The following is a 19,497-nucleotide window of genomic DNA, read 5'->3' as shown; positions in this document are numbered from 1 at the left end:
CGGAAGAGGTTGCGGATGCCGTGTTTGCGGTTGAAATATACGAAAGCGGTGATTAACAGGGCAAGACAGGCGAAGCAGAGCAGGTAGCTGAACTGCATGAGCACGCGGCTCCAGCGGAGGTCTTTCATGAAAAACTCGCGGTAGAGCAAAAGCCCCACACTGCCGAGGTACCCGATGGCGTCGCAGCCGTACACGAAAAAACCGGCGTTGGCTTTCAGTTTGAACAGCGCGATCAGTCTTTCGAACAGCGCCACCTGGATGGGTATATAGGCCAGGAAGAGTCCTGTGCCCAGCGTCAGCATCCAGCTGTAAGGGCCGATGGCCTGGCGGTGGTAGAGCAGTGTGCTGGCGCCCGTCATGAGGATGCCGATCGCGATCAGGCCTTTGGTGGCCCATAACCCACGGATATTATTGCGGATGAGCGACAGGCACGACACGCAGACCACCACGATCACCGTGCTGATGAGCTCCGTTTGCGCCAGGATGCCCCGGCTCCAGTGGTTGCCGCCGATCTCGTTCCAGATTTCCACGCTGAAATTGTCGCGAAAATCGCGGAGAGTGGTGAGCAGGCAATAAATAAGGAGGATGCAGAGTAGTCCCGGCCAGAAGTTCCGCACGATGCCAGACTTATCGGCCGGGGTCATGGGGGCGCGCTCGGCGCGGAGGAGCTTGTCCGTTTCGCTGGGGGCGGGGATGACGGAGAGCATCCAGATGAACAGGCAGGTGAGCGGGATGAACAGGAGGCCGATGACGAAGGGCATCCAGAATTCGGTGATCCAGGGGAGCAGCGACTGTATTTCCAGGTAAATGGTTTTCAGGATGCCGGAGGCGGCGATGATGGAAATGCTGAGCCCCATGCCCAGGATCTCCGTGAAGCGGCGGCCTTCGAGGAAGCTGAAGATCACGCCCCAGACCATCCCCAGGGGGAGGCCGTTGAGGAAAAGGAAGAAGAAATTATAGGGATGGGGAACGAGCGCGAACCCCAGCAGGGCGAGCAATGCAAACCCGATCAGGCACGCCACGAGCCGGATGCGCTGCTCCGGGCGCAATTCCGAAATTATCTTGATGCCGGCGAACTTGGAGACCATATACCCCATTACCTGCGCGATGATCAACACTGTTTTGTACCCCAGCCCGAACAGGGTCAGGCCCTCATAAAGCCCGGTATTAAAGGGCTTCCGGAATGCATACATACAGAAATACGTGCCGAAGGAGGCAAGGAGGCACCAGGCGATGAAAAATATGCCCGACGGTTGTTGAAGCCTTTTGTGGATCATAGTAACGTGTGTTTAGTATATCCAACCTGTCACCCTCTTAGAGTTTAATATTTGTAAATTATGAAAATTCTTTAAATTCGGGAAAAGTTTCCCCGGAGTTTTTTTTAAATCTAGATCAAAATCTACTGTAATAGGCTGTCAGATTGCTATTGAACGAAGTTCGTGCGTTTGGTTTTTTCCACGGAGTTTGGCGTGTTAAGGAATTATTATTTTAATATTTCTATACTATTAAATTTAGTAATACTTAACATTTGGTTTATACAATGCCCTCATTTTTGTTTCGCAAAACGCTTAATCCTTTCCTTTATGCATCACATTTTACAACCACTTCTCAGGGTAGCGCTCCTGGCGCTCGCACTCGCCCTGCCTTGCGCCCCCGCCTGGGCGCAACACCTGGTTTCGGGCAAGGTCGTGTCCGAAGACAGCCAGCCGGTCCCCGGCGTCACCGTTAAAGTCAAAGGTGGCAACACAGGCACCGTCACCAGCGGCGACGGTAACTTCTCCATCAGCTGCGCTTCCGACGCAGTGCTCGTTTTCTCTTCGCTCGGGTTCCTCCGGCAGGAAGTGCCCGTGGCAGGACAATCATCCGTCAACATCATCCTCGTTACCGACAAAAAATCGCTCGATGAAGTAGTGGTAACCGCCCTCGGCATCAAGAAAGAAAAGAAAGCCGTCGGCTTTTCCGTGCAGGAAGTCAAAGGCGCCGACCTCGTGAAGGCCCGTGAGCCCAATGCCGTCAACTCCCTCTCGGGCAAAGTGTCTGGCCTGCTCATCGCTTCCAACCCCAACCTCTTCGGCAACCCAGACATCCGCCTCCGCGGCGTGAAACCGCTCATCGTGGTAGACGGGGTGCCCATCAGCTCGGATTCCTGGAACCTCAGTCCGGACGACATCGAGTCGTATTCCGTGCTCAAAGGCCCCACCGCCTCCGCGCTTTACGGCTCCCGCGGCGTGAACGGCGCCATCCAGATCACCACCAAGCGCGGCACCTCCGGCACCCGCGTCGATTTCAACACCAGCCAGCAATTGCAGGCCGGGTACAACGCCATCCCCGAAACCCAGAACGATTACGGCCCCGGCGATTACGGCGAATATGCCTTCGGCGACGGTAAAGGCGGCGGCATCAACGATGTGGACTACAACCAGTGGGGCCCGAAATTCAACGTGAAAGACCCTTCCACCGCCAGCGGATGGAAAGAGCTCCCCCAATTCGACAGTCCCATCGATCCCGCCACCGGCAAACCCATTCCCACGCCCTGGCTGCAACGCGGGCCCAACAACCTCCGCAACTTCCTCCGCAACGGTTTCCTGTCTACCGCCAACGTAGCCGTATCGTCGAGGAACGAAAAAACGGACATCCGGCTTTCGGCTTCACATACCTACCAGCGCGGCCAGGTGCCCAATACCCATGTCAACATCACCAACGTGAACCTGGCGGGCGGCGTGAATTTCACGGACCGGCTGCGGGTAGACGTGAACATCAATTACAACAAACAATACACGCCCAACTATCCCAACCTGGCTTACGGCCCCAACAGCTTCATCTACTATCTGACCATCTGGGGCGGCGCCGATTTCGACGTGCGCGACCTGAAGAACTACTGGCAGAAAGGGAAAGAGGGCATCCAGCAGTATAACTTCGAGTATTTCCGCTACAACAACCCCTGGTTCATCGCCAACGAATGGTTGCGCGGATATTATAAAGACGACGTGTACGGCTACATTTCCGCGAACTACAAGATCGCGAAGAACTTCAATGCCATGCTGCGCACGCATATCAATACCAGCAACCTCTACGAAAGCAACAAGCTCCCCTATTCCGCCGGCGCCTACGAAGCCAACCTGAAAGGGAAGTACCGCGAATGGTGGACGTACAACTTTGAGAACAACACCGATTTCCTGTTGACGTACGACAAGGACTTCGGCCGTCATTTCGAGCTGTCGGCCCACGCCGGTGCCAACCTCCGGACGCTGAACACCCGGAACATCTACGGGGAAACGGCAGACCTGCTCATCCCGATGTGGTATAACTTCGAGAACACCAGCGAGCAGCGCAAGCCTACCAACTACACGGCCACGCAGCAAGTGGGAAGCGCCTATGCTTCGGTAGACCTTTCGTACCGGAACTATCTCTTCCTGGGCCTCACCGGCAGGATGGACCACTCTTCCACCTTACCGCTCAGCAACAACACGTATTTCTACCCCTCCGTATCGCTGAGCGGCATCGTGTCCGAAATGGTGAAACTGCCGGAAGTGATCAACTACTGGAAAGTGCGCGGCTCCTGGGCGCGCGTGGGCGCAGACCTTTCCATCTATTCCAACATCGCCAACTACACCCTCGGCACCCGCTGGGCCAACATGCCTTCCGCTTATTATGCCGACAAAATCTTCAACGACCAGATCAAGCCGTATTTCAGCACCTCTTTCGAAGTGGGGACAGACATGCGCCTGCTGAAAAACAGGCTCGGGTTCGATGTGGCGTATTACCGCGCCGTGGATGGCCCGCAGGTGTTCGACAATCCCGTTTCCGAGACTTCCGGCTACCTGTCGAAAAAACTGAACGGCCTGAAATATATGCGCCGCGGTGTGGAAGTGACCCTGAACGGAACACCCGTTACTTCCGGGAAATTCAAGTGGGACGTGATGGTGAACTGGACAACCTACAAGCCTTATCTGCAGGAGATTTACGGCGACCAGCAGAAGCTGGGCTATATCAAGATCGGCGAGCGCTCCGACGCTTATTACACCACCGATTTCTACCGCTCGCCCGACGGGAAGATCGTCTATGGCAGCAACGGACTGCCGGTGAAGGACCCGCTGCCAAAGAAAGTGGGATATTTTACGCCCGATTGGTTCGGCGGCCTCAGCAATACGTTCACTTTGGGCGACTGGCGGTTCTCTTTCCTGCTCGACGGGCGCGTAGGTGGCAAAACGCTGAACTACGTGAACCAGAAGCTCTGGCAGGGCGGCCGTCACCCAGACGCCGGGCCTGCTGAAAGGGAGAAAGACGCGCTCCGCGACCCCGTTACCGGGAAACCGATCCCGCACTGGACGGGCGATGGCGTGATCGTGACCAAAGGGGAACTGAAGCGCGACGGCGACGGCAACGTGATCTCCGATACCCGGGAATTTGCGCCCAATACCAACAAAACCACGTTCCAGGACTGGGCTTACAACCTCATGGGGGCCGAGATTTCCAACGTCATCGATCAGACCTTCGTGAAGCTCCGCGATGTTACGCTCACCTACAACCTGCCGGCCAGCAAGCTGTCGCGGACGCCGTTCAAATCCGCCAACGTATCGTTCGTGGCGCGGAACCTCATGTATTTCACCAAATACAAGAACATCGACCTCGACCAGTTCATCGAAGGCAACAACGGATTGCAGACGCCTTCCGTGAAAAGCTATGGCATCAACCTGAATTTTTCCTTCTGATCCCGTAAAAAGCATCACATGAAAAAACTTACCAACATCCTCATATGCGCCGCGCTGACTTTGGGTGCCGCGTCGTGCAAAAAGTTCGAAGGGCTGCAAGACAACCCGAACAAGCCCACCGTTTCCCCACCCACGCTTTTACTCACCGGCGTGCTGATCGACCTCAAGGAAAACCCCTGGGACCAGGCGCAGCGCGAAAACCAGTTCTGGGTCTCCAACTTCGACTATTATGCCAGCCAGGGCTACAACTGGAGCTCCACGGGCATGCGGTACAACGTGCTGCGCAACATCCAGAAGATGGAGGAAGAAGCCAACCGCCTGGGCGGGGACGAAAACAAGCCTTACCTCATCATCGCGAAATTCCTGAAAGCCTGGTGCTATATCGATATGACGATGAAGTTCGGCGACATTCCCATGAGCGAAGCCATGCAGTCGGGCAACGAAAACTTTACGCCCAAATACGACGCACAGAAGGAAGTGTTCCGCCAGAGCCTGGCGCTGCTGGAATCCGCCGCCGCTGAAATGAAAGCTTTCCTCGACGCCGCCAAACGAAACAAGATCAATGGCGATTTTATGTTCGACGGCGACCTCGACAAATGGCACAAGCTCATCAATTCCACGCGCCTGCGCGTACTCATCAACCTCAGCAAACATGCAGACGATGCCGACCTCCAGGTGAAAGCCAAATTCGCCGCCATCCTCGCCGCGCCCGCGAGTTTCCCGATTATGGAAGCGAATACGGACAACTACCAGGTGGTATTCAACGGCAACATCCAGGACAACCGGTATCCGCTCGGGCCCTATAACCGCGGGTTCGATCGTGGCCGGAACAATATGGGCGCCACTTACCTCGACACGATGGTGGCCTATAAAGATCCCCGCACTTTCGAGATCGCCGAGCCGGTGGATACGGCCAAGCATCACAACATCCCCGGTTTCGCCACGCGGTTTTCTTCCTACAAAGGCGGCAGAACGGGCGATGTGCTGAGCGACCTTTCCTCGCAGAACGCCAACGGCTACCTTTCATACGGTAACGAGCGCCGCTATTGGCAGACGGGCAGCGGTGAGCCCTGCATCCAGCTGGGCTTCCCTGAAACCTGCTTCTCCATCGCCGAAGCCATTCAGCGCGGATGGGCGCCCGGCGACGCGGAAAGCTGGTACAAGAAAGGGATCAAGGCTTCGTTCGCGTTTTACGGATTGGGTGAAGACGTGTTCAATAACTGGTACGCTGCTACCCCGAAAGCGCAATACAAAGGGAATAACGCCGATGGATTGAAGCAGATCCTCCTGCAGAAATACCTCGCGTTCTTCATGAACTCCGGGCGCCAGGCCTATTACCAGTACCGCCGCACCGGCATCCCGACATTCGATGTGGGGCCGGCCAACGCCAACGGCGGAAAGATCCCCCGTCGCTGGCTCTATCCGCAGCGCGAGTACCAAACCAATAACGAACAGGTGAAAGCCGCGCTGCAACGGCAGTTCGGCGGCACAGACGATATCAACGGCGAAATGTGGTTGATCAAATAAACAGTGATTGAAAAGCAAAGGGCCTTCCGTTCTGGAAGGCCCTTTTTTTATGCCGTCACCGCCCGGGTATCGATAGAGCGGAATTTATGTTGCAAATGTTGCGGCGGGGGGAAGATGTGGGGATGGAAGAGGTGCGCGAGCACTTCCACGCCATCGGTGAGCGTACTGGCGCTGGGCTGGGTGAAAAGATCGTAATCCGCGAGATGGACTTCGTTGTTTCGGACGGCCTGGAGGTTTTCCCAGCCCGGTACTTTGGTGACGAGATCCAGCTCGTCGAGCGAGCGGCCGGTGAGGAACCCGCAGGGAGCGATCACGAGCACTTCGGGATCGTAGCGGAAGATTTTTTCCCAGGGCGTAACGATGGAATCGCCCGCGGGGTTAGACAGCATGTCGACCCCGCCTGCGTAGGCCACCTGGTAAGGGATCCAGTGCCCGCAGTTGTAAACAGGCGCCATCCATTCCATGATCATCACGCGGCGGAGGGGCGAGCGGTGCTGGCGAAGGCGGTCCACCACGGCGTCGAGCCTTTGCTGGAGCGCGGTCACGTATGCGAAAGCGGCGGCTTCTTCGCCGAGGGCGCGGCCAATGGTAATGGCGCACTGGAAAACATCGTCGAGGTTATTGGGACTGAGGCTCACCAGCGCCGGCTGCTTTTCGAGTTTGTAAACGGCCTGCTGGGTGCAGTGCGTATCGATCTGGCAAACCTCGCACACGTCCTGCGTGAAAATCACATCCGGCGCGATGGCCGCAAGCACCGGGTCATCCACGTAATACAAGCTTTTCCCCTGTGCTTTGGACGCGGAAAAGATGCGATCGATTTCCTCGCTGCTGTAATGTTTGCCTTCGAGCACGCAGCGGACCACTTTCTGCTTTTCGGCCAGTGCGGCGGGCGGGCATTCGAACGTGATACCGTCGAGCAAATGCTGGAGGCCCATGTCGTAGATCATTTGCGTGGCTGCGGGGAGGAAAGAACTGGCGATCATTGTTCGGGAGGTTTGGGTGAAAGAAAAAAGGCCGGTTTGCGGCCGGCCTTTTCATGATTTATCGGGCGGAAAGCGCCGGGACCCTGTTTTCCAGCCAGCTGAACAGGCCGAAGAAGATGCCGCTGTACACGACATTGGAAATCAGGGTGTTTTTGATGAAGGGGACGCCCAGCGCGTAGCACTTCATGAGCCCCGCGAAATCGCGGCTGAAGGGCAGGCCGGTGGTCATGTCGATGCTGGTAGGGCGCATCCAGGTGCCGAAGTCCACGATCAGCCAGTATACGACCGCTGCGAGGATGGAAGCGCCGAGAACGGGCAGCACCTTCACGTTGCGGATCACCAGCTGGCCGATGAGCACCATCGCGGCGAAGCCGATGTAATTCCAGTACCAGCCCTCGAACAGGAAGCCGTCCGCATACGCCGCATACACCGTTTTCATCACGATCACATCGCTGAGGAAAAGCGCCAGCAAAGGGAACAGGTAGCTCTTCCATTTATCGGCGAACATCGCACCGCCGAAAAGCGCCATGGCGCCCAGCGGGGAAAAGTTGGAAAACGGCGTGAGCTGGCCTGCGGCAAGTATGCGCAGTACGCCGCCCGCTACGATGAAAAGCAGTAATACGATGAAACGCGGCTGGATTTGTTTGATGGACATGCGTCAGTTATTTAGATCAGAATGAAAATGATACGCCGCTCTGCATGTTGAAGCCGAGGGTGGCGTAGCCGTAAATTTCCCAATATTTTTTGTTATTGGTGATATTATTTGCGTTGAAGAACACGCGCGCTTTACCCAGGTTGTATTCCGCATAAGCGTTCCACATGGTGTAAGGGTCCAGCGCCACGTTTTCCGACCGGGGGAACTTGTAGAACAGGTCGTTACGGGTGCCTGTATGTTTTACGGTGGTGCTGACGAACAGCTTTTTGGTGGCCTGGAAACCGATCTCGATCTGGCCGGTATGGTTGGGCCGGCGGATGAGGTTGGAATACGTCGTGTCTTTCCCGCTGCCGCCAACGGTCGTCACTTCGCCGTCTACATACGCGTAAAACCCTTTCACGGTGAGCTTTTCGATGGGATGGGCGATCACTTCCACTTCCACGCCTTTATCTTTCTGCTGGTTGTAGTTAATGTATTTGTAGTTGATGTAGGAGATCTGGTTTTTGATGTTCCTGCGGAAGCCTACCACGCGAAGGTCCAGCTTGTTATTGAACAGGAACGTCTGCGCACCGGCTTCATAGCTCACGGCATCTTCCGCTTTCAGGTCTTTGTTGCCGTAAATGCTGTACAGTGAAGTAAGCGTTGGCGCTTTAAACCCGGAAGCCACGCTGGCGAACACTTTGAACTTGTCCGAAAACACGTAGCTGGGATTGATGGTGTAGGTGAACTGGTTGCCGAACTGGCTGTGAAGGGTGTACCGCCCGCCGAGCTCCATGTTGAAGCCATGCAGGTCCTTGAGGAACAGGGCTACGTACGGACTGGTGGAATGCTGCTCCCGGGTACGGTATTTCACGTCTTTGAAGTTGGCGGTATCGGTGAGCTCGGACTTCCGGTATTCCGCGCCGGCCATCACCTGGAACCAGCTGGTAATGTCGTAATGACCGTACAGGTCGCCATAATAGGCGCGGCCGTCCGTAAAGGTCTTGCCCCAATCAGTTTCGTCGTCGCGGGTCACTTTCTGGTACGCGAAATTCCCGAAGATGGCGCCTTTCGAAAGGTCATATTGCGCACGGACGCCGGAATGCAGCGCGTTGGATTTGTTCTTGTTGAGCTTGCTGTCCACGAACGGGCCGCCGTCGAAACTGCTTTTATAATCGCTGAAGAACAGGAATGGCTGCAGGCGGAGGTTTTCGGTGGCCTGGATACCTACGGTGGCATTGAGGCCGTTGGATGTGTACCCGTCGCGGTCGAAATCGCCTGTGCCGGTCGTATCTGCCGCTTCGGAAATACCGTCGGTCGTGAAGTGGGTGAAGCTGATGTTGTAGTCTACATTGTCCTGCTTGCCGCGGAGGCCTGCGGAGCCTTTGAGGCTGCGGTTGGAGCCGTATACCAGGTCGCCGTAAACATTAACGGGCTTGGTGCCGCCTTTTTTGGTGATGATGTTGATCACGCCGGCGATGGCATCCGAGCCGTACAGGGTGGTAGACGTTCCCCTGAGGATCTCGATACGTTCTACCTGGTCGATGGGCAGGAAGCGCAGGTCGATGGCGTTCCCAGTAAGCCCGGTAGCGTCCGCTACGGGGATGCCGTCCATGAGGATGGTGGTGTACTGGGAGGTAGCGCCGCGGAAATAGACTTCGCGGTTTTTGCCGGGGTTGGAGAAAGCCCCGCCGATCACGATGCCGGCCTGCTCATTGAGCACGTCTGCCACGGTGCGGCCCGTGTTGTGACCGATGGTCTGGGGCCCGATGACGGTGAGCACTTTACCGGTTTCGGATTGTTTCTTGTTGAACTTGGTGGCGGTTACCACAACCGTGTTGAGTTGGGAAACCTGTGTGGAGTCTTGCGACTGCGCGGTGTGCCCGGCGGCGAGGATGCCGGCGGTCAGGACCAGGTGTGTTTTTTTCATGTAGGCCATAGATTGTAAAAAAATCAGTGGCGCCGGGGAGAATTGAAAAGTACGTATGATGGCAGCAATGCCGCATATGCCCTCCGCTTTTCACCCGAAAGCGCGGATTAAAAATGGTATGCGGCAGGTCTTCTGGCTTCGCCCGCTTCCCGGGAGGCCTTCCCGTTCCGATGTGCCGGAACAGTGGCTGGGGTCCTGGAAAACGTTAAATGCGGGCTTACAGCTACGGGGATAGCTCCGGATTTTCACCGGATTCCCTATTAATGCCGGCCCCGGAAAGGGACCTGGCAACCGTGTACCGGCCGCAAACCTACGCATATTTTGGTAAATACAGCGTTAATCGGTTATCTTGTATATCATGAGCATCAAACCGAAACTCGGGCCGTTCGACCTTACCATGATCGTAGTCGGACTGGTCATCGGGATGGGAATATTCCGCACGCCGGTCAGCGTGGCCCGCGAAACGGGCACGCCGCAATTATTCTATATGGTTTGGGTGCTGGGAGGGCTCGTTACGCTCTGCGGCGCCCTCACCTATGCCGAGATCGGCTCCCGGTTCCCCGTGGCAGGCGGGTTTTATAAAGTACTTTCGGTCGGTTTCCATCCCGCATATTCTTTCATGATCAACTGGACCCTCGTCATTTCAAACGCCGCTTCCATCGCGGCGGTTTGCATCGTGGGAGCGGAATACATCGGCCCCGTCATCCTCCCCGGACCGATGCAGCACGAAGGCGGGCGCAAAACCATCGCCATCACGGCCGTGCTCGTGCTATACATCATTAATATGCTCGGCATCCGTATGAGCGCCAGCTGGCAGAACGTGCTGACGGTTTTTAAAATGACCCTCGTGCTGCTGCTCTGCCTGGCGGCCTTCAGCAGCCATGTGGCGCCACCGGCCATAGCAGGCGTTCCGGTGGCGGAACACAGCTGGGCTTACATTTTCGGGGCCGCGCTCGTGCCGGTTTTCTTCACCTATGGCGGTTACCAGCAAACGATCAACTTCGGGTCAGACGTCCGCGAGCCGTCGAAAAACATGCCGCGCTCCATCCTGCTGGGGATCGGGATCATTTTGCTGTTGTACCTCACGGTCAATTACGCCTATGTGAAAGTGATCGGGTTCGAGCAGCTGAAAACCACCGAAGCCCTCGCCGCCCGGATGGCCGAAGCATTTTTCGGGGAATATGGCTTCAAGGTAACTTCGGTACTGCTGTTCTTGTCGGTACTGGGATACGCCAACGTCAACCTCATGTCGAACCCCCGGATGTATTACGCCATGGCCGAAGATGGCGTGCTGCCGGGCGTTTTCAGGCGGGTCAATGCCAAAACCCAGGTGCAGGAAGTGGCGCTCACCACCTTCGCGCTGCTCATCGTCGGCATGCTGTATTTCCTCAGCAACTTCGACAATATTATCCAATATGTCATGCTTTTTGACTCAATTGGCCTTGCTTCAGCCGCAGCCACGATATTTGTGCTCCGGAAGAAAACGGCGCACCTCGACGGAACGGGCATCTACAAAATGAAGTTCTACCCCGTCGTTCCCGCCATTTTCATCACCGTGTATTTATTCGTCACCGTCAATATTTTTATAAAAGATCTAAACCAGGCGCTCGGAGGGATGTTTTGGTTTGTAGCGGGGCTACCCATTTATTTTTTCATGCGCTATGCCGTACGGCGGCGTAGTTAGCGCTATCAGTTTGACATATGGACCTTTCATTTATAATAAACCAACTGGGTGAAGACCGGGAGCAGTATTTCAATGCCATTGCACCACCCATCATGCAAAGCAGCAACTTTGCGTTCAAATCGGTGGGTGAGATGCGGGATTTGTTGCGGGATGAATACAAAGGATTCCTGTACACGAGGGGCAACAACCCTACCATCGATATTCTGCGGAAGAAGCTGGCGGCGCTGGATGGCGCGGAAGACGCGCTGATCTTCGGCAGCGGTGCGGCGGCCATTTTCGCGGCGGTGCTGTCGCAGGTTCAGCAGGGCGATCATATCGTGTCTGTCCGCGATCCCTACAACTGGGCCGGCCAGCTGTTCACGAGCATCCTGCCCAGGTTCGGGGTTACGACCACGTTCGTGGACGGAACGGATACCGCCAATTTCCGCAACGCCCTCCAGCCCAATACCCGCCTCATCTATCTCGAATCCCCCAATTCCTTCACTTTCGAGCTGCAGGATATTGCCGCCGTTGCCGCGATGGCGAAGGAAAAGGGGATCGTGACCATGATCGACAACAGTTACTGCACGCCCATTTTCCAGCGGCCGCACGAACTGGGCATCGATCTGTGCCTGCAATCGGCCACGAAGTTCATCAGCGGGCATAGCGATACCATGGCCGGGGTGCTCACGGGGCGGGAGGAAATGATCCGGAAGATATTCATGTCGGAACTGCTCAATATCGGCAGCGGTATCGCGCCGTTCAACGCGTGGCTGCTGCTGCGGGGGCTCCGCACGCTGGAAATCCGGCTGGAGCGCAGCGCGGCGAGCACGAAAACGATCTGCGAATGGCTGAAGGAACAGCCTGAAATTGAAAGGGTTATTTTCCCGATGGACCCCGGCTTCCCGCAATATGACCTGGCGAAAAAGCAGATGCACGGCGCCGCCGGGCTCATCACCATCCAGCTGAAAGTGGAAAGGCGGGAGCAGGTGGAGGCGTTCTGTAACGGGCTGCAACGCTTCCTCATGGCGGTTTCCTGGGGCGGCCACGAGTCGCTGGCGTTCCCGGCCTGCGCTTCCCTGGCGGAAAACGAATTCGACCCCGCCATACCGAAACACCGGATGGTAAGGTTGTACATCGGACTGGAAGAGCCGGGCGTCCTCATCAGCGATCTCGCCCAGGCGCTCGGCGCCATCAACTGACATATAAGACCGCTTTTAACGAAAAAGGCCCGGAATGTTCCGGGCCTTTTTATATCGACAGATCGGCTTATGCTTTACGCGTACACTTTGGCAGCTTGAACGTTACTTCAAACGTGCCTTTCACGAGAATGCGGAACGTCCACCGCGGGTTTACGTTGTATTTCTGCTCGTCGGTCGGCGCCACACCGGGGTCCAGCTTTACGAACTGGCTGGGGATACGGTAATACATGAGGTAGCCGTAGCCGGGGTATTCCTTCAGGGGGAACGGCGTTACTTCGTAATTGCAGACCATCGTAGTATCGGTGTATTCCACGGGATGGAACTTCGCGTAGGATTCGAACAGCGGGCGGTCGCCACGCTTGATCAGTTCGCCGGCTTTGGGATTGAATGCGTTACCGTTCTTGTCGGTGATCTTGATCCGCACCTGGTAACCTTCGTCGGAAATCTTTTTAACGGTCATCGAGGGAGAGCCCATGTCGCCGCTGGTAGTGGTGCCGTCGATGAAGTATGCGCAACCGGGGGCGCCTTCCTGCCGGTAAGCCTGGTCGAGCAGCTGGATCACGGAGATGCCTTTAAACGTTTTGGTGCCGCTCTGGTTGGTGACAGACACATCAAAGGCATAGTTGCCCGCGGGAATATTACCGGTCCCTTCGTTGAACATCAGCTGCCCGGATTTTTCCATGAGCTGGAGCGCCGGGATTTCCAGCAACTCGCGTTTCTTGTTCAGCATCGCCACCGTTGTATCGTTCGCAGGATCGAAAAGGGCCGTCCAGACATACACCTTGTTCTTTTTGCTGAACACATCGGTCGCCTTCCCGGTAGCCAGGTCGCGGATCTCCGTCAGCTTTACGGATATCGGATAGTTGGAGCCGTCCAGCTCGAATGCTTTCGGATCGGAGTTCCAGTTGGTGCCGCGCAATACGCGGAAGGTGTCGTTCACGTAACGGATCTGCTCGCTGATGTAGCCTTCCGGGATTTTTTTACAGGAAGATACCATGCCCGTCGTCGCAACGGCGGCAATAGCACATCCCATGATCGTATATTGAAGAATTTTTTTAGCCATGTGGAAAAATTAATTGAGTTCAGCAAAAGTGAAATTGTGATAGTTCGCCAGTACATGCACGACGCCGTTGTTGGTAATCACGCCGGACGTCTGTACCACCACGCGTTTGTCCCGCTCTTCGGTAGGTACGTCGTCGTTGATCAGCGGGTCGAGCGTGCCGATGACTTTCGTGAAGTAGATGTACTGCGGAATGAGAGTGAGGCCGTCGTTGATATATGCACCGCTGGGGTCGTCCCACAGGGTGATGTGACGTTTTTCACCGTCTTTGGACGTGTAATACTGTCCGGTTTTCGTCAATGCTGCGCGCTCGATCCGTTGCGGGAAGAGGTAGGCGCGGAGGGAATCCTTGTATTTGGGGAAATCCAGCTCACCGAATTCGAATTTCAGGTTTTCGTCGTTGGCTTCGAGTTGTTTCCGAACCTGTACCACTTTCTTCACGTAATTCTGGATGGCGTAGTCGGTAGGCGCGAAGAAGGTCCCCGCGGCGTTGACTTCATCCTTCAGCCCGGTTTTATCGATCAGCAGCACGAGCGTGTCGAACAGCGGGTTCGTTTTCAGGAATTCGTATGTGGTACCGTTGAATTTGGGATCGTGGGTGCTGCCGCCGATGAAATAATCGGTTTTCTTGCAGGAAGCGAAAGTGGCTGCCAGCAACAACATCCATATCCATTTTATGTTTGATTGCATGATTGTCGGTTTTGGATTTGAAATTAAAGTCTGCCGTTCCAGTAAGGCGTCTGTTTCATCAGCATGTTGTCTTTGAACAGCACGCGGGGAATGGGCCAGTAGTTTTTGCCGTACCTGTCTGATCCCGGCTCCGTGGCGTTGGCGAATTGGGCGTTGAAATCGTTGACGAACCCTGTGCGAAGGAGGTCCCAGAAAGCATGGCCTTCCGCGAACAGCTCGCGCTGGCGCTCGGTGATGATGAAATAATAAAGGTCATCGCCGGCGGTAGTGCCGTCGAGGGCTTCGAGGCGGGCGCGGGTGCGCACCTTGTTCACCAGGTCGCGCGCTTCGGCTTCCTTGCCGGTTTTGAACAGGGCTTCGGCACGGAGGAGGATAATGTCGGAAAGGCGGAAGACGAGCAGGTTGTTCGACTGCCGGGGGTCTTTCCTTACATCGCCGTCGCGGTAAGTGATGTTGGCATATTTTTTCACCATGTAATTGCCTTCCATGTAGCTGTTGGGATCTTTTTCGAACCAGAGCTGGGCGCGCAGGTCGTTATCTTCCCAGTACACGTTTTCGTAGGTCGTTTTATGCGCCATCCAGGGAACGTTGTCCGGATTGCGGGGCTCGCGGGTGGCGAGGTAGGGAACATACAGCGTTTTGGAACCGATGCCCTGGAACGAACCGTAGATGTCGGGCCCGGAACCTTCGTTCTGTTTTTCGTCGATATTGATTTCGAAAACTGCTTCCATGGAGCGTCCGATGGTGAGGCGGCTGTATTCTGCGGAGTCGGTGATGAATTTCAGTCCATATTTGCCGGGGCTGGCTACGAGGTCGCGGGTGGCTTCTTCGCACTTGGTGAAATCTTTCATCCAGGCGTAGATATGCGCTTTCAGGGCGAGTGCGGAAGCGCGGGAGGCGCGGACGCCGCGGTCGTTGGTCTGAATGGGCGTTTCAGGCAGCAGCTGGATAGCGGATTCCACGTCTTTGAGGCACTGGGCCAGCACTACGCTTTGTTTTTCACGCCCGATGTTTTTGGCCTGGGAGAGGTCTTCAACAGGCTCCAGGATCATTGGAACGTCGCCCCAAACACGGGAGATGTAAAAGTAGAGGAACGCGCGGAGGAAATGGGCCTCCCCGGTATAATAAGCCTTGTTCGCACCAATGGCGAAAGCGTTATCCGGAATGGTAGGGATTTTCTGGACGAGGAGGTTCGCCTGGGCGATGGCTTTGTAGTACAGCGACCAGTTCTGGAGGTTCTCCAGGTAGCCGTAATACACGCCGTCCAGTTCCCCGTTGGCGATCTGGTGGATGGAATAGTCGGAAGAATACGTGACGCGGAACGTGTTGGCGGTAATATCGCCGTACACGAAGAAACGGTTCTCGTCCATAAGTGCTTCGCGGGTGAGGGCGTATCCTCCCATCAAACCGGCCAGCGCATCTTTATCGTTTTTCCAGAAAGAGATGCTGGTAGGCCCGGTTTTGGGCTCCAGCTCCAGGATTCTCTTACAGCTGCCGAATACGATTGCACAGAGCAGTACGGCGGCGATTACATATCTTGATTGTTTCATAATGTCATTTTTAAAGTGGAGCCTAGAATCCGACGTCAATGCCAAGGGTGAATTTCATCGGGATCGGATAACCGTCGCCGGTATATACACCGTAAGCATTTACGGCTTCCGCATCGGGAATATTATTCCGCTGGAAAGTGTACATGTTGTCGATCACCCCGTACAGCCGCAGCCTGCTCAGCTTCAGCCGCTCGATAATGGGCTTCTGGAAATTGTAGCCGAACGTTACGGTTTTGATGCGGACATACGAGCCGTCTTCAATATACATCGTGTTCTTGTCCAGGAAACGGTAGGGAGAACGCTGGTCTCTCACGAGCGAAAGGGTCGGGTATTCCGCAATGTCGCCGGAACGTTTCCAGTAATTGAGTTTGTCCACGTCGAAGATGGCCCTCCGCGAAAATGAGGTCTCACCACCATCGCCGGAACCTTCGAACAGGTACTCCAGCCTGCGGTTCAGGTAGCTGTTCATGATCGAACGGCCGAACGTATAGCTGAGGAACACGCCGAACGTAAAGCCCTTGTACTCGAAGTTGTTGTTCAAACCGCCGTAATACCGCGGGTTGGGATCGCCGCCGATGATCTGGTCCATCGGTTCCTTGATGTCGAAGTTACCATCCTGGTCCACGAGGATCGGGTCGCCGGGATGATATTCATACCCCACGAAGTTGGTCAGCAACCGGCCGGTCAGCAGGTTGAAGGGAATGTCTTTCTGGGTAGAATAAATCCCTCTCGACTCAAACACATAATACTGGTTCGCCGGCCTGCCCACGGTGAGCAGATAATCCAGCCCGTAAACACCGGTGTTGTAGTTGAAAACGATGGAGCGGCCGCCGTTCGGGAGCGACGTGATCGTGTTCTGGTTGTGGGAGAACACGAAGTCAGTATACCATTGCAGTTTGCTTTTCGGATTGAGGTTCCGGGTATTGATCGTCAGTTCCACGCCGGCATTGCGGAGGCCGATGGCGTTCGTCTGCGCTTCGGAATAGCCGCTGGAGTTGGGAAGCAGGTAGCTGAAGAAGCCTTTGGACGTGCTCCGGTTGTACAGGTCTGCGATAATGCGGATGCGGTCTTTGAAGAACCCTGCTTCCAGGCCTACGTTGCCCTGGTGAGATTCTTCCCAGGAAAGGTCTTTCTGCGCGATCCCGTCGAAATAGTTCGGGCGGATAACCGGTACCCCGTTGTAGGAAGTTGCGCCTATACTGCCCTGGAAGGCGGCCTGGTTTACGACATACGTATTGTAGCCAAGGTAGTTCCGCTGCGGCTGGGTGCCCGTAACGCCGTAACTGCCGCGAACTTTCAGGAAGCTCAGCCAACTGAGGTCTTTCATGAAAGGCTCGTCGCTCACGATCCAGCCGGCAGATACCGAGGGGAAGAAGCCCCAGCGGCTGTCTTTACCGAATTTGGACGATGCGTCGAAATTGAATACGGCCGACAACAGGTAGCGGTCGTTGAAAGAATAGTTGATACGGCTGAACAGGCTTTGCATGCCCTCTTCAGTGGTGAGGGAGCTCGTGGTGGAATAGTTCTTGTTCGCTACGTTCACTACCCAGATATAGTCGTTCGGGATGAGGTCCGCGCTGGCGAAGGTGTTCTGGTACTGGGTATATTCCGCGTTTTGGCCGATGATCCCGTTCAGGTCATGCTTGCCGAATTTCTTGGAATATTCGAGGGTGTTATACATGATGATGCCTTCCGTTTTGCTGGAGAAGGCCGCCCCGAACCCGAATGTATTGTTGCGGACCAGGCCCGGCTGGTAGAAGTTGCGCGCCTGGCTTTCGTTGGAATAGGTCAGCGTGGTGTTGAACCGCAGGTTTTTCATGAGGCTGACGTTGAACACGGTGCTGAGTTCCAGCTGGTTGTTGATGTTCTTGTTCTGCCCGCGGTCGTTCCCCAGGAGGTAGTCTCTCGACGCGTCCGTCAGCCCGAAAAACGAAGAAGGCATGGAGTACGTGTCGAATGCGAAGAAGCTGCCGGTGCGTTCGTTAGACGAGCGTGGCCGGTCGGTACGGTTGATCCGGACGCGGGTCTGGTTTTCCAGCCAGGGCGTGAACTTGGCGCCGAGGCGGGCCATCACGGTATAGCGCTTGAACCCGGTCTTTTTGATGATCCCGTCTTCTTTGTAATGGCCGAGGCTTACGCGGTAATTGAAAACGTCGCTGGCGCCAGACATGCTGACATCGTAGTTGTCGATCTGCCCGTTCTGGTAAAACATGCCCTGCCAGTCGGTAGCGTTATTGAAAGCCGGGTTGAGGCTGTCTGTCAGCATCATCGGCAGCGTTTCGTTGTCGATATACCCGTTATAGAGATTGAGGAGTTTCATTTTGAGGCGGCGTTCTTCCGCTCCGCCTACTACTTCGGCGAGTTGCGGCCTGCGGGTGAAGCCGTGGTAGGTGCTGAAGTTGAACTGGGGCTTGCCGAGTTTGGGGGTTTTCGTTTTGATGATGATGATGCCGTTGGAGCCGCGGGAGCCGTAGATGGCGGCGGCGGAGGCGTCTTTGAGGATGTCGATGGACTCGATATCGTTCGGGTTGAGGCCTGCAATGGCGTTGGTGCCTGTGCCGTTGGATTCCATTTCACCCAGTTCCGAGGCGGAGGTGGGGATACCGTCGATCACATACAGCGGGCGGGAAAGGGCGCGGGCTTCGTCGTAACCGCGGAGCACCGAGGTGTTACCGCGTACCACGAGGGTGTTGCGGACACCGGGCTCACCGGTGAAGTTCTGTACGTTCACGCCGCTCACGCGGCCCTGCAGCATCATGTCTACGCTCACGGCGGGGAGGTTCTCGATCGTTTCGCCTTTCACGGTGGCGATGGAGGCGGTGTTTTTGCGGCGGGATACTTCCTGGTAGCCGATCACGACGTAATCGCCGAGGGTTTTGGAGCCCACCTGCAATACGATGTCTACGGCATCTTTTCCGGTGACGTTCACTTCCTGGGGGTCGAAGCCGATGAGGCTGACGATGATCACGTTGCCGGTGCCCTTGAGCGTGAGTGCGAAAGAGCCGTCGGCCGAAGCAACCGTGCCGTTGGTGCGATGGCTCTTTTCAATGATGGTGGCGCCGGGGAGCGGACTGCCGTCTTTTTCCCGGACCTTGCCGGTGATGCGGCGCTCCTGGGCGTATGCGCTCACGCATAGCAGCAACAGCAGGAACTCCAGTAAGAAGATACGCTTGAACATAAAGGTGTTTTTGAGAGTAGTGCCTCTATCTGTCTTTGGACGGCAACTGCGGAATATTTGGGGCATACCTTTCCCTGCCTCGCCTGGCCGGCATGGTGCGCGCTTGAGCGCGAAAGAAAATGTCATGTCCTGTAGCAGGTTCTGATAGCCTGGCGGCGCGAATGAAGTGCTGCTGATGATAATTCCGTAGCGACTAAAATGCGTGTAATTTCCGCTGGCCGGTGGCCATTTGGTTATGAGACGAATGCTGCTGTCCTGATGAATAATTAGCTTACATCAGCTCCAATCTCCGCAGTTTGCAGTGTTTTGACAGAATTTAGCTGGTTATGAATTTTGGTTGAAAGAATAATGCTCTTTTAGAATGTGGT

12 protein-coding genes and 1 riboswitch are annotated in these 19,497 nt (G+C 55.6%); of the genes, 4 read left to right on the top strand and 8 right to left on the bottom strand.

Annotation, left to right across the window (positions count from 1 at the left end; genetic code table 11):
- Positions 1-1,277, bottom strand: a 1,277-nt coding sequence (locus tag ACQKLP_RS02650; RefSeq protein ID WP_427319791.1) for a DUF5690 family protein, incomplete at its 3' end; no start/stop codon positions are given.
- A 306-nt stretch (positions 1,278-1,583) separates the two neighbouring features.
- Here ACQKLP_RS02650 and ACQKLP_RS02645 point away from each other — a divergent pair.
- Entirely contained in the window at positions 1,584-4,712 is a 3,129-nt protein-coding gene (locus ACQKLP_RS02645; protein ID WP_427319789.1) for a SusC/RagA family TonB-linked outer membrane protein, read from the top strand.
- An 18-nt stretch (positions 4,713-4,730) separates the two neighbouring features.
- A complete protein-coding gene (locus ACQKLP_RS02640) occupies positions 4,731-6,239 on the top strand; it encodes a SusD/RagB family nutrient-binding outer membrane lipoprotein (protein ID WP_427319787.1) in 1,509 nt (502 codons plus the stop codon).
- Positions 6,240-6,286: 47 nt separating this feature from the next.
- On the opposite strand, the gene ACQKLP_RS02635 is transcribed toward ACQKLP_RS02640, so the two are convergent.
- Genes ACQKLP_RS02635 through ACQKLP_RS02625 form a run of 3 tightly spaced genes read right to left on the bottom strand, consistent with a single transcriptional unit; the run spans position 6,287 to position 9,786 of the window.
- Positions 6,287-7,222, bottom strand: a complete 936-nt coding sequence (locus tag ACQKLP_RS02635) for an ABC transporter substrate-binding protein (protein ID WP_427319785.1) — start codon at positions 7,220-7,222, stop codon at positions 6,287-6,289.
- 58 nt (positions 7,223-7,280) lie between these two features.
- Positions 7,281-7,877, bottom strand: a complete 597-nt coding sequence (locus ACQKLP_RS02630) for a DUF6580 family putative transport protein (RefSeq protein WP_427319783.1) — start codon at positions 7,875-7,877, stop codon at positions 7,281-7,283.
- A gap of 16 nt (positions 7,878-7,893) precedes the next feature.
- Positions 7,894-9,786, bottom strand: a complete 1,893-nt coding sequence (locus ACQKLP_RS02625) for a TonB-dependent receptor plug domain-containing protein (RefSeq protein WP_427319781.1) — start codon at positions 9,784-9,786, stop codon at positions 7,894-7,896.
- A 105-nt stretch (positions 9,787-9,891) separates the two neighbouring features.
- Positions 9,892-10,097, bottom strand: a riboswitch (cobalamin riboswitch).
- 47 nt (positions 10,098-10,144) lie between these two features.
- Here ACQKLP_RS02625 and ACQKLP_RS02620 point away from each other — a divergent pair.
- Positions 10,145-11,470, top strand: a complete 1,326-nt coding sequence (locus ACQKLP_RS02620; protein ID WP_427319779.1) for an APC family permease — start codon at positions 10,145-10,147, stop codon at positions 11,468-11,470.
- Positions 11,471-11,487: 17 nt separating this feature from the next.
- Positions 11,488-12,651 carry a trans-sulfuration enzyme family protein gene (locus ACQKLP_RS02615; protein WP_427319777.1) on the top strand — a complete coding sequence of 388 codons (1,164 nt, stop codon included), beginning with the start codon at positions 11,488-11,490 and terminating at the stop codon, positions 12,649-12,651.
- 67 nt (positions 12,652-12,718) lie between these two features.
- On the opposite strand, the gene ACQKLP_RS02610 is transcribed toward ACQKLP_RS02615, so the two are convergent.
- The 4 genes from ACQKLP_RS02610 to ACQKLP_RS02595 are packed head-to-tail and all read right to left on the bottom strand — an operon-like array spanning position 12,719 to position 19,129.
- Positions 12,719-13,714, bottom strand: coding sequence for a DUF5007 domain-containing protein (locus ACQKLP_RS02610; protein ID WP_427319775.1), 996 nt, complete (start codon positions 13,712-13,714; stop codon positions 12,719-12,721).
- 9 nt (positions 13,715-13,723) lie between these two features.
- Positions 13,724-14,401, bottom strand: a complete 678-nt coding sequence (locus ACQKLP_RS02605) for a fasciclin domain-containing protein (RefSeq protein ID WP_427319773.1) — start codon at positions 14,399-14,401, stop codon at positions 13,724-13,726.
- Between the two features lie 23 nt (positions 14,402-14,424).
- Positions 14,425-15,951 carry a RagB/SusD family nutrient uptake outer membrane protein gene (locus ACQKLP_RS02600; protein ID WP_427319771.1) on the bottom strand — a complete coding sequence of 509 codons (1,527 nt, stop codon included), beginning with the start codon at positions 15,949-15,951 and terminating at the stop codon, positions 14,425-14,427.
- Positions 15,952-15,973: 22 nt separating this feature from the next.
- A complete protein-coding gene (locus ACQKLP_RS02595; RefSeq protein ID WP_427319769.1) occupies positions 15,974-19,129 on the bottom strand; it encodes a SusC/RagA family TonB-linked outer membrane protein in 3,156 nt (1,051 codons plus the stop codon).
- Positions 19,130-19,497: the final 368 nt, after the last annotated feature.

The sequence above is a fragment of the Chitinophaga sp. NPDC101104 genome (assembly GCF_050277495.1).
Taxonomy (GTDB): Bacteria; Bacteroidota; Bacteroidia; order Chitinophagales; family Chitinophagaceae; genus Chitinophaga.
Note: the sequence above shows the minus strand (reverse complement) of the source record. Positions and strands in the feature narration are given on the sequence as shown.

Bases quoted from the DNA above. Each gene is read 5' to 3' on its own strand.
- ACQKLP_RS02620 (WP_427319779.1), top strand. From the start codon at position 10,145: ATGAGCATCAAACCGAAACTCGGGCCGTTCGACCTTACCATGATCGTA.
- ACQKLP_RS02610 (WP_427319775.1), bottom strand. From the start codon at position 13,714: ATGGCTAAAAAAATTCTTCAATATACGATCATGGGATGTGCTATTGCC.
- ACQKLP_RS02625 (WP_427319781.1), bottom strand. From the start codon at position 9,786: ATGAAAAAAACACACCTGGTCCTGACCGCCGGCATCCTCGCCGCCGGG.
- ACQKLP_RS02600 (WP_427319771.1), bottom strand. From the start codon at position 15,951: ATGAAACAATCAAGATATGTAATCGCCGCCGTACTGCTCTGTGCAATC.
- ACQKLP_RS02640 (WP_427319787.1), top strand. From the start codon at position 4,731: ATGAAAAAACTTACCAACATCCTCATATGCGCCGCGCTGACTTTGGGT.
- ACQKLP_RS02605 (WP_427319773.1), bottom strand. From the start codon at position 14,401: ATGCAATCAAACATAAAATGGATATGGATGTTGTTGCTGGCAGCCACT.
- ACQKLP_RS02635 (WP_427319785.1), bottom strand. From the start codon at position 7,222: ATGATCGCCAGTTCTTTCCTCCCCGCAGCCACGCAAATGATCTACGAC.
- ACQKLP_RS02615 (WP_427319777.1), top strand. From the start codon at position 11,488: ATGGACCTTTCATTTATAATAAACCAACTGGGTGAAGACCGGGAGCAG.
- ACQKLP_RS02595 (WP_427319769.1), bottom strand. From the start codon at position 19,129: ATGTTCAAGCGTATCTTCTTACTGGAGTTCCTGCTGTTGCTGCTATGC.
- ACQKLP_RS02630 (WP_427319783.1), bottom strand. From the start codon at position 7,877: ATGTCCATCAAACAAATCCAGCCGCGTTTCATCGTATTACTGCTTTTC.
- ACQKLP_RS02645 (WP_427319789.1), top strand. From the start codon at position 1,584: ATGCATCACATTTTACAACCACTTCTCAGGGTAGCGCTCCTGGCGCTC.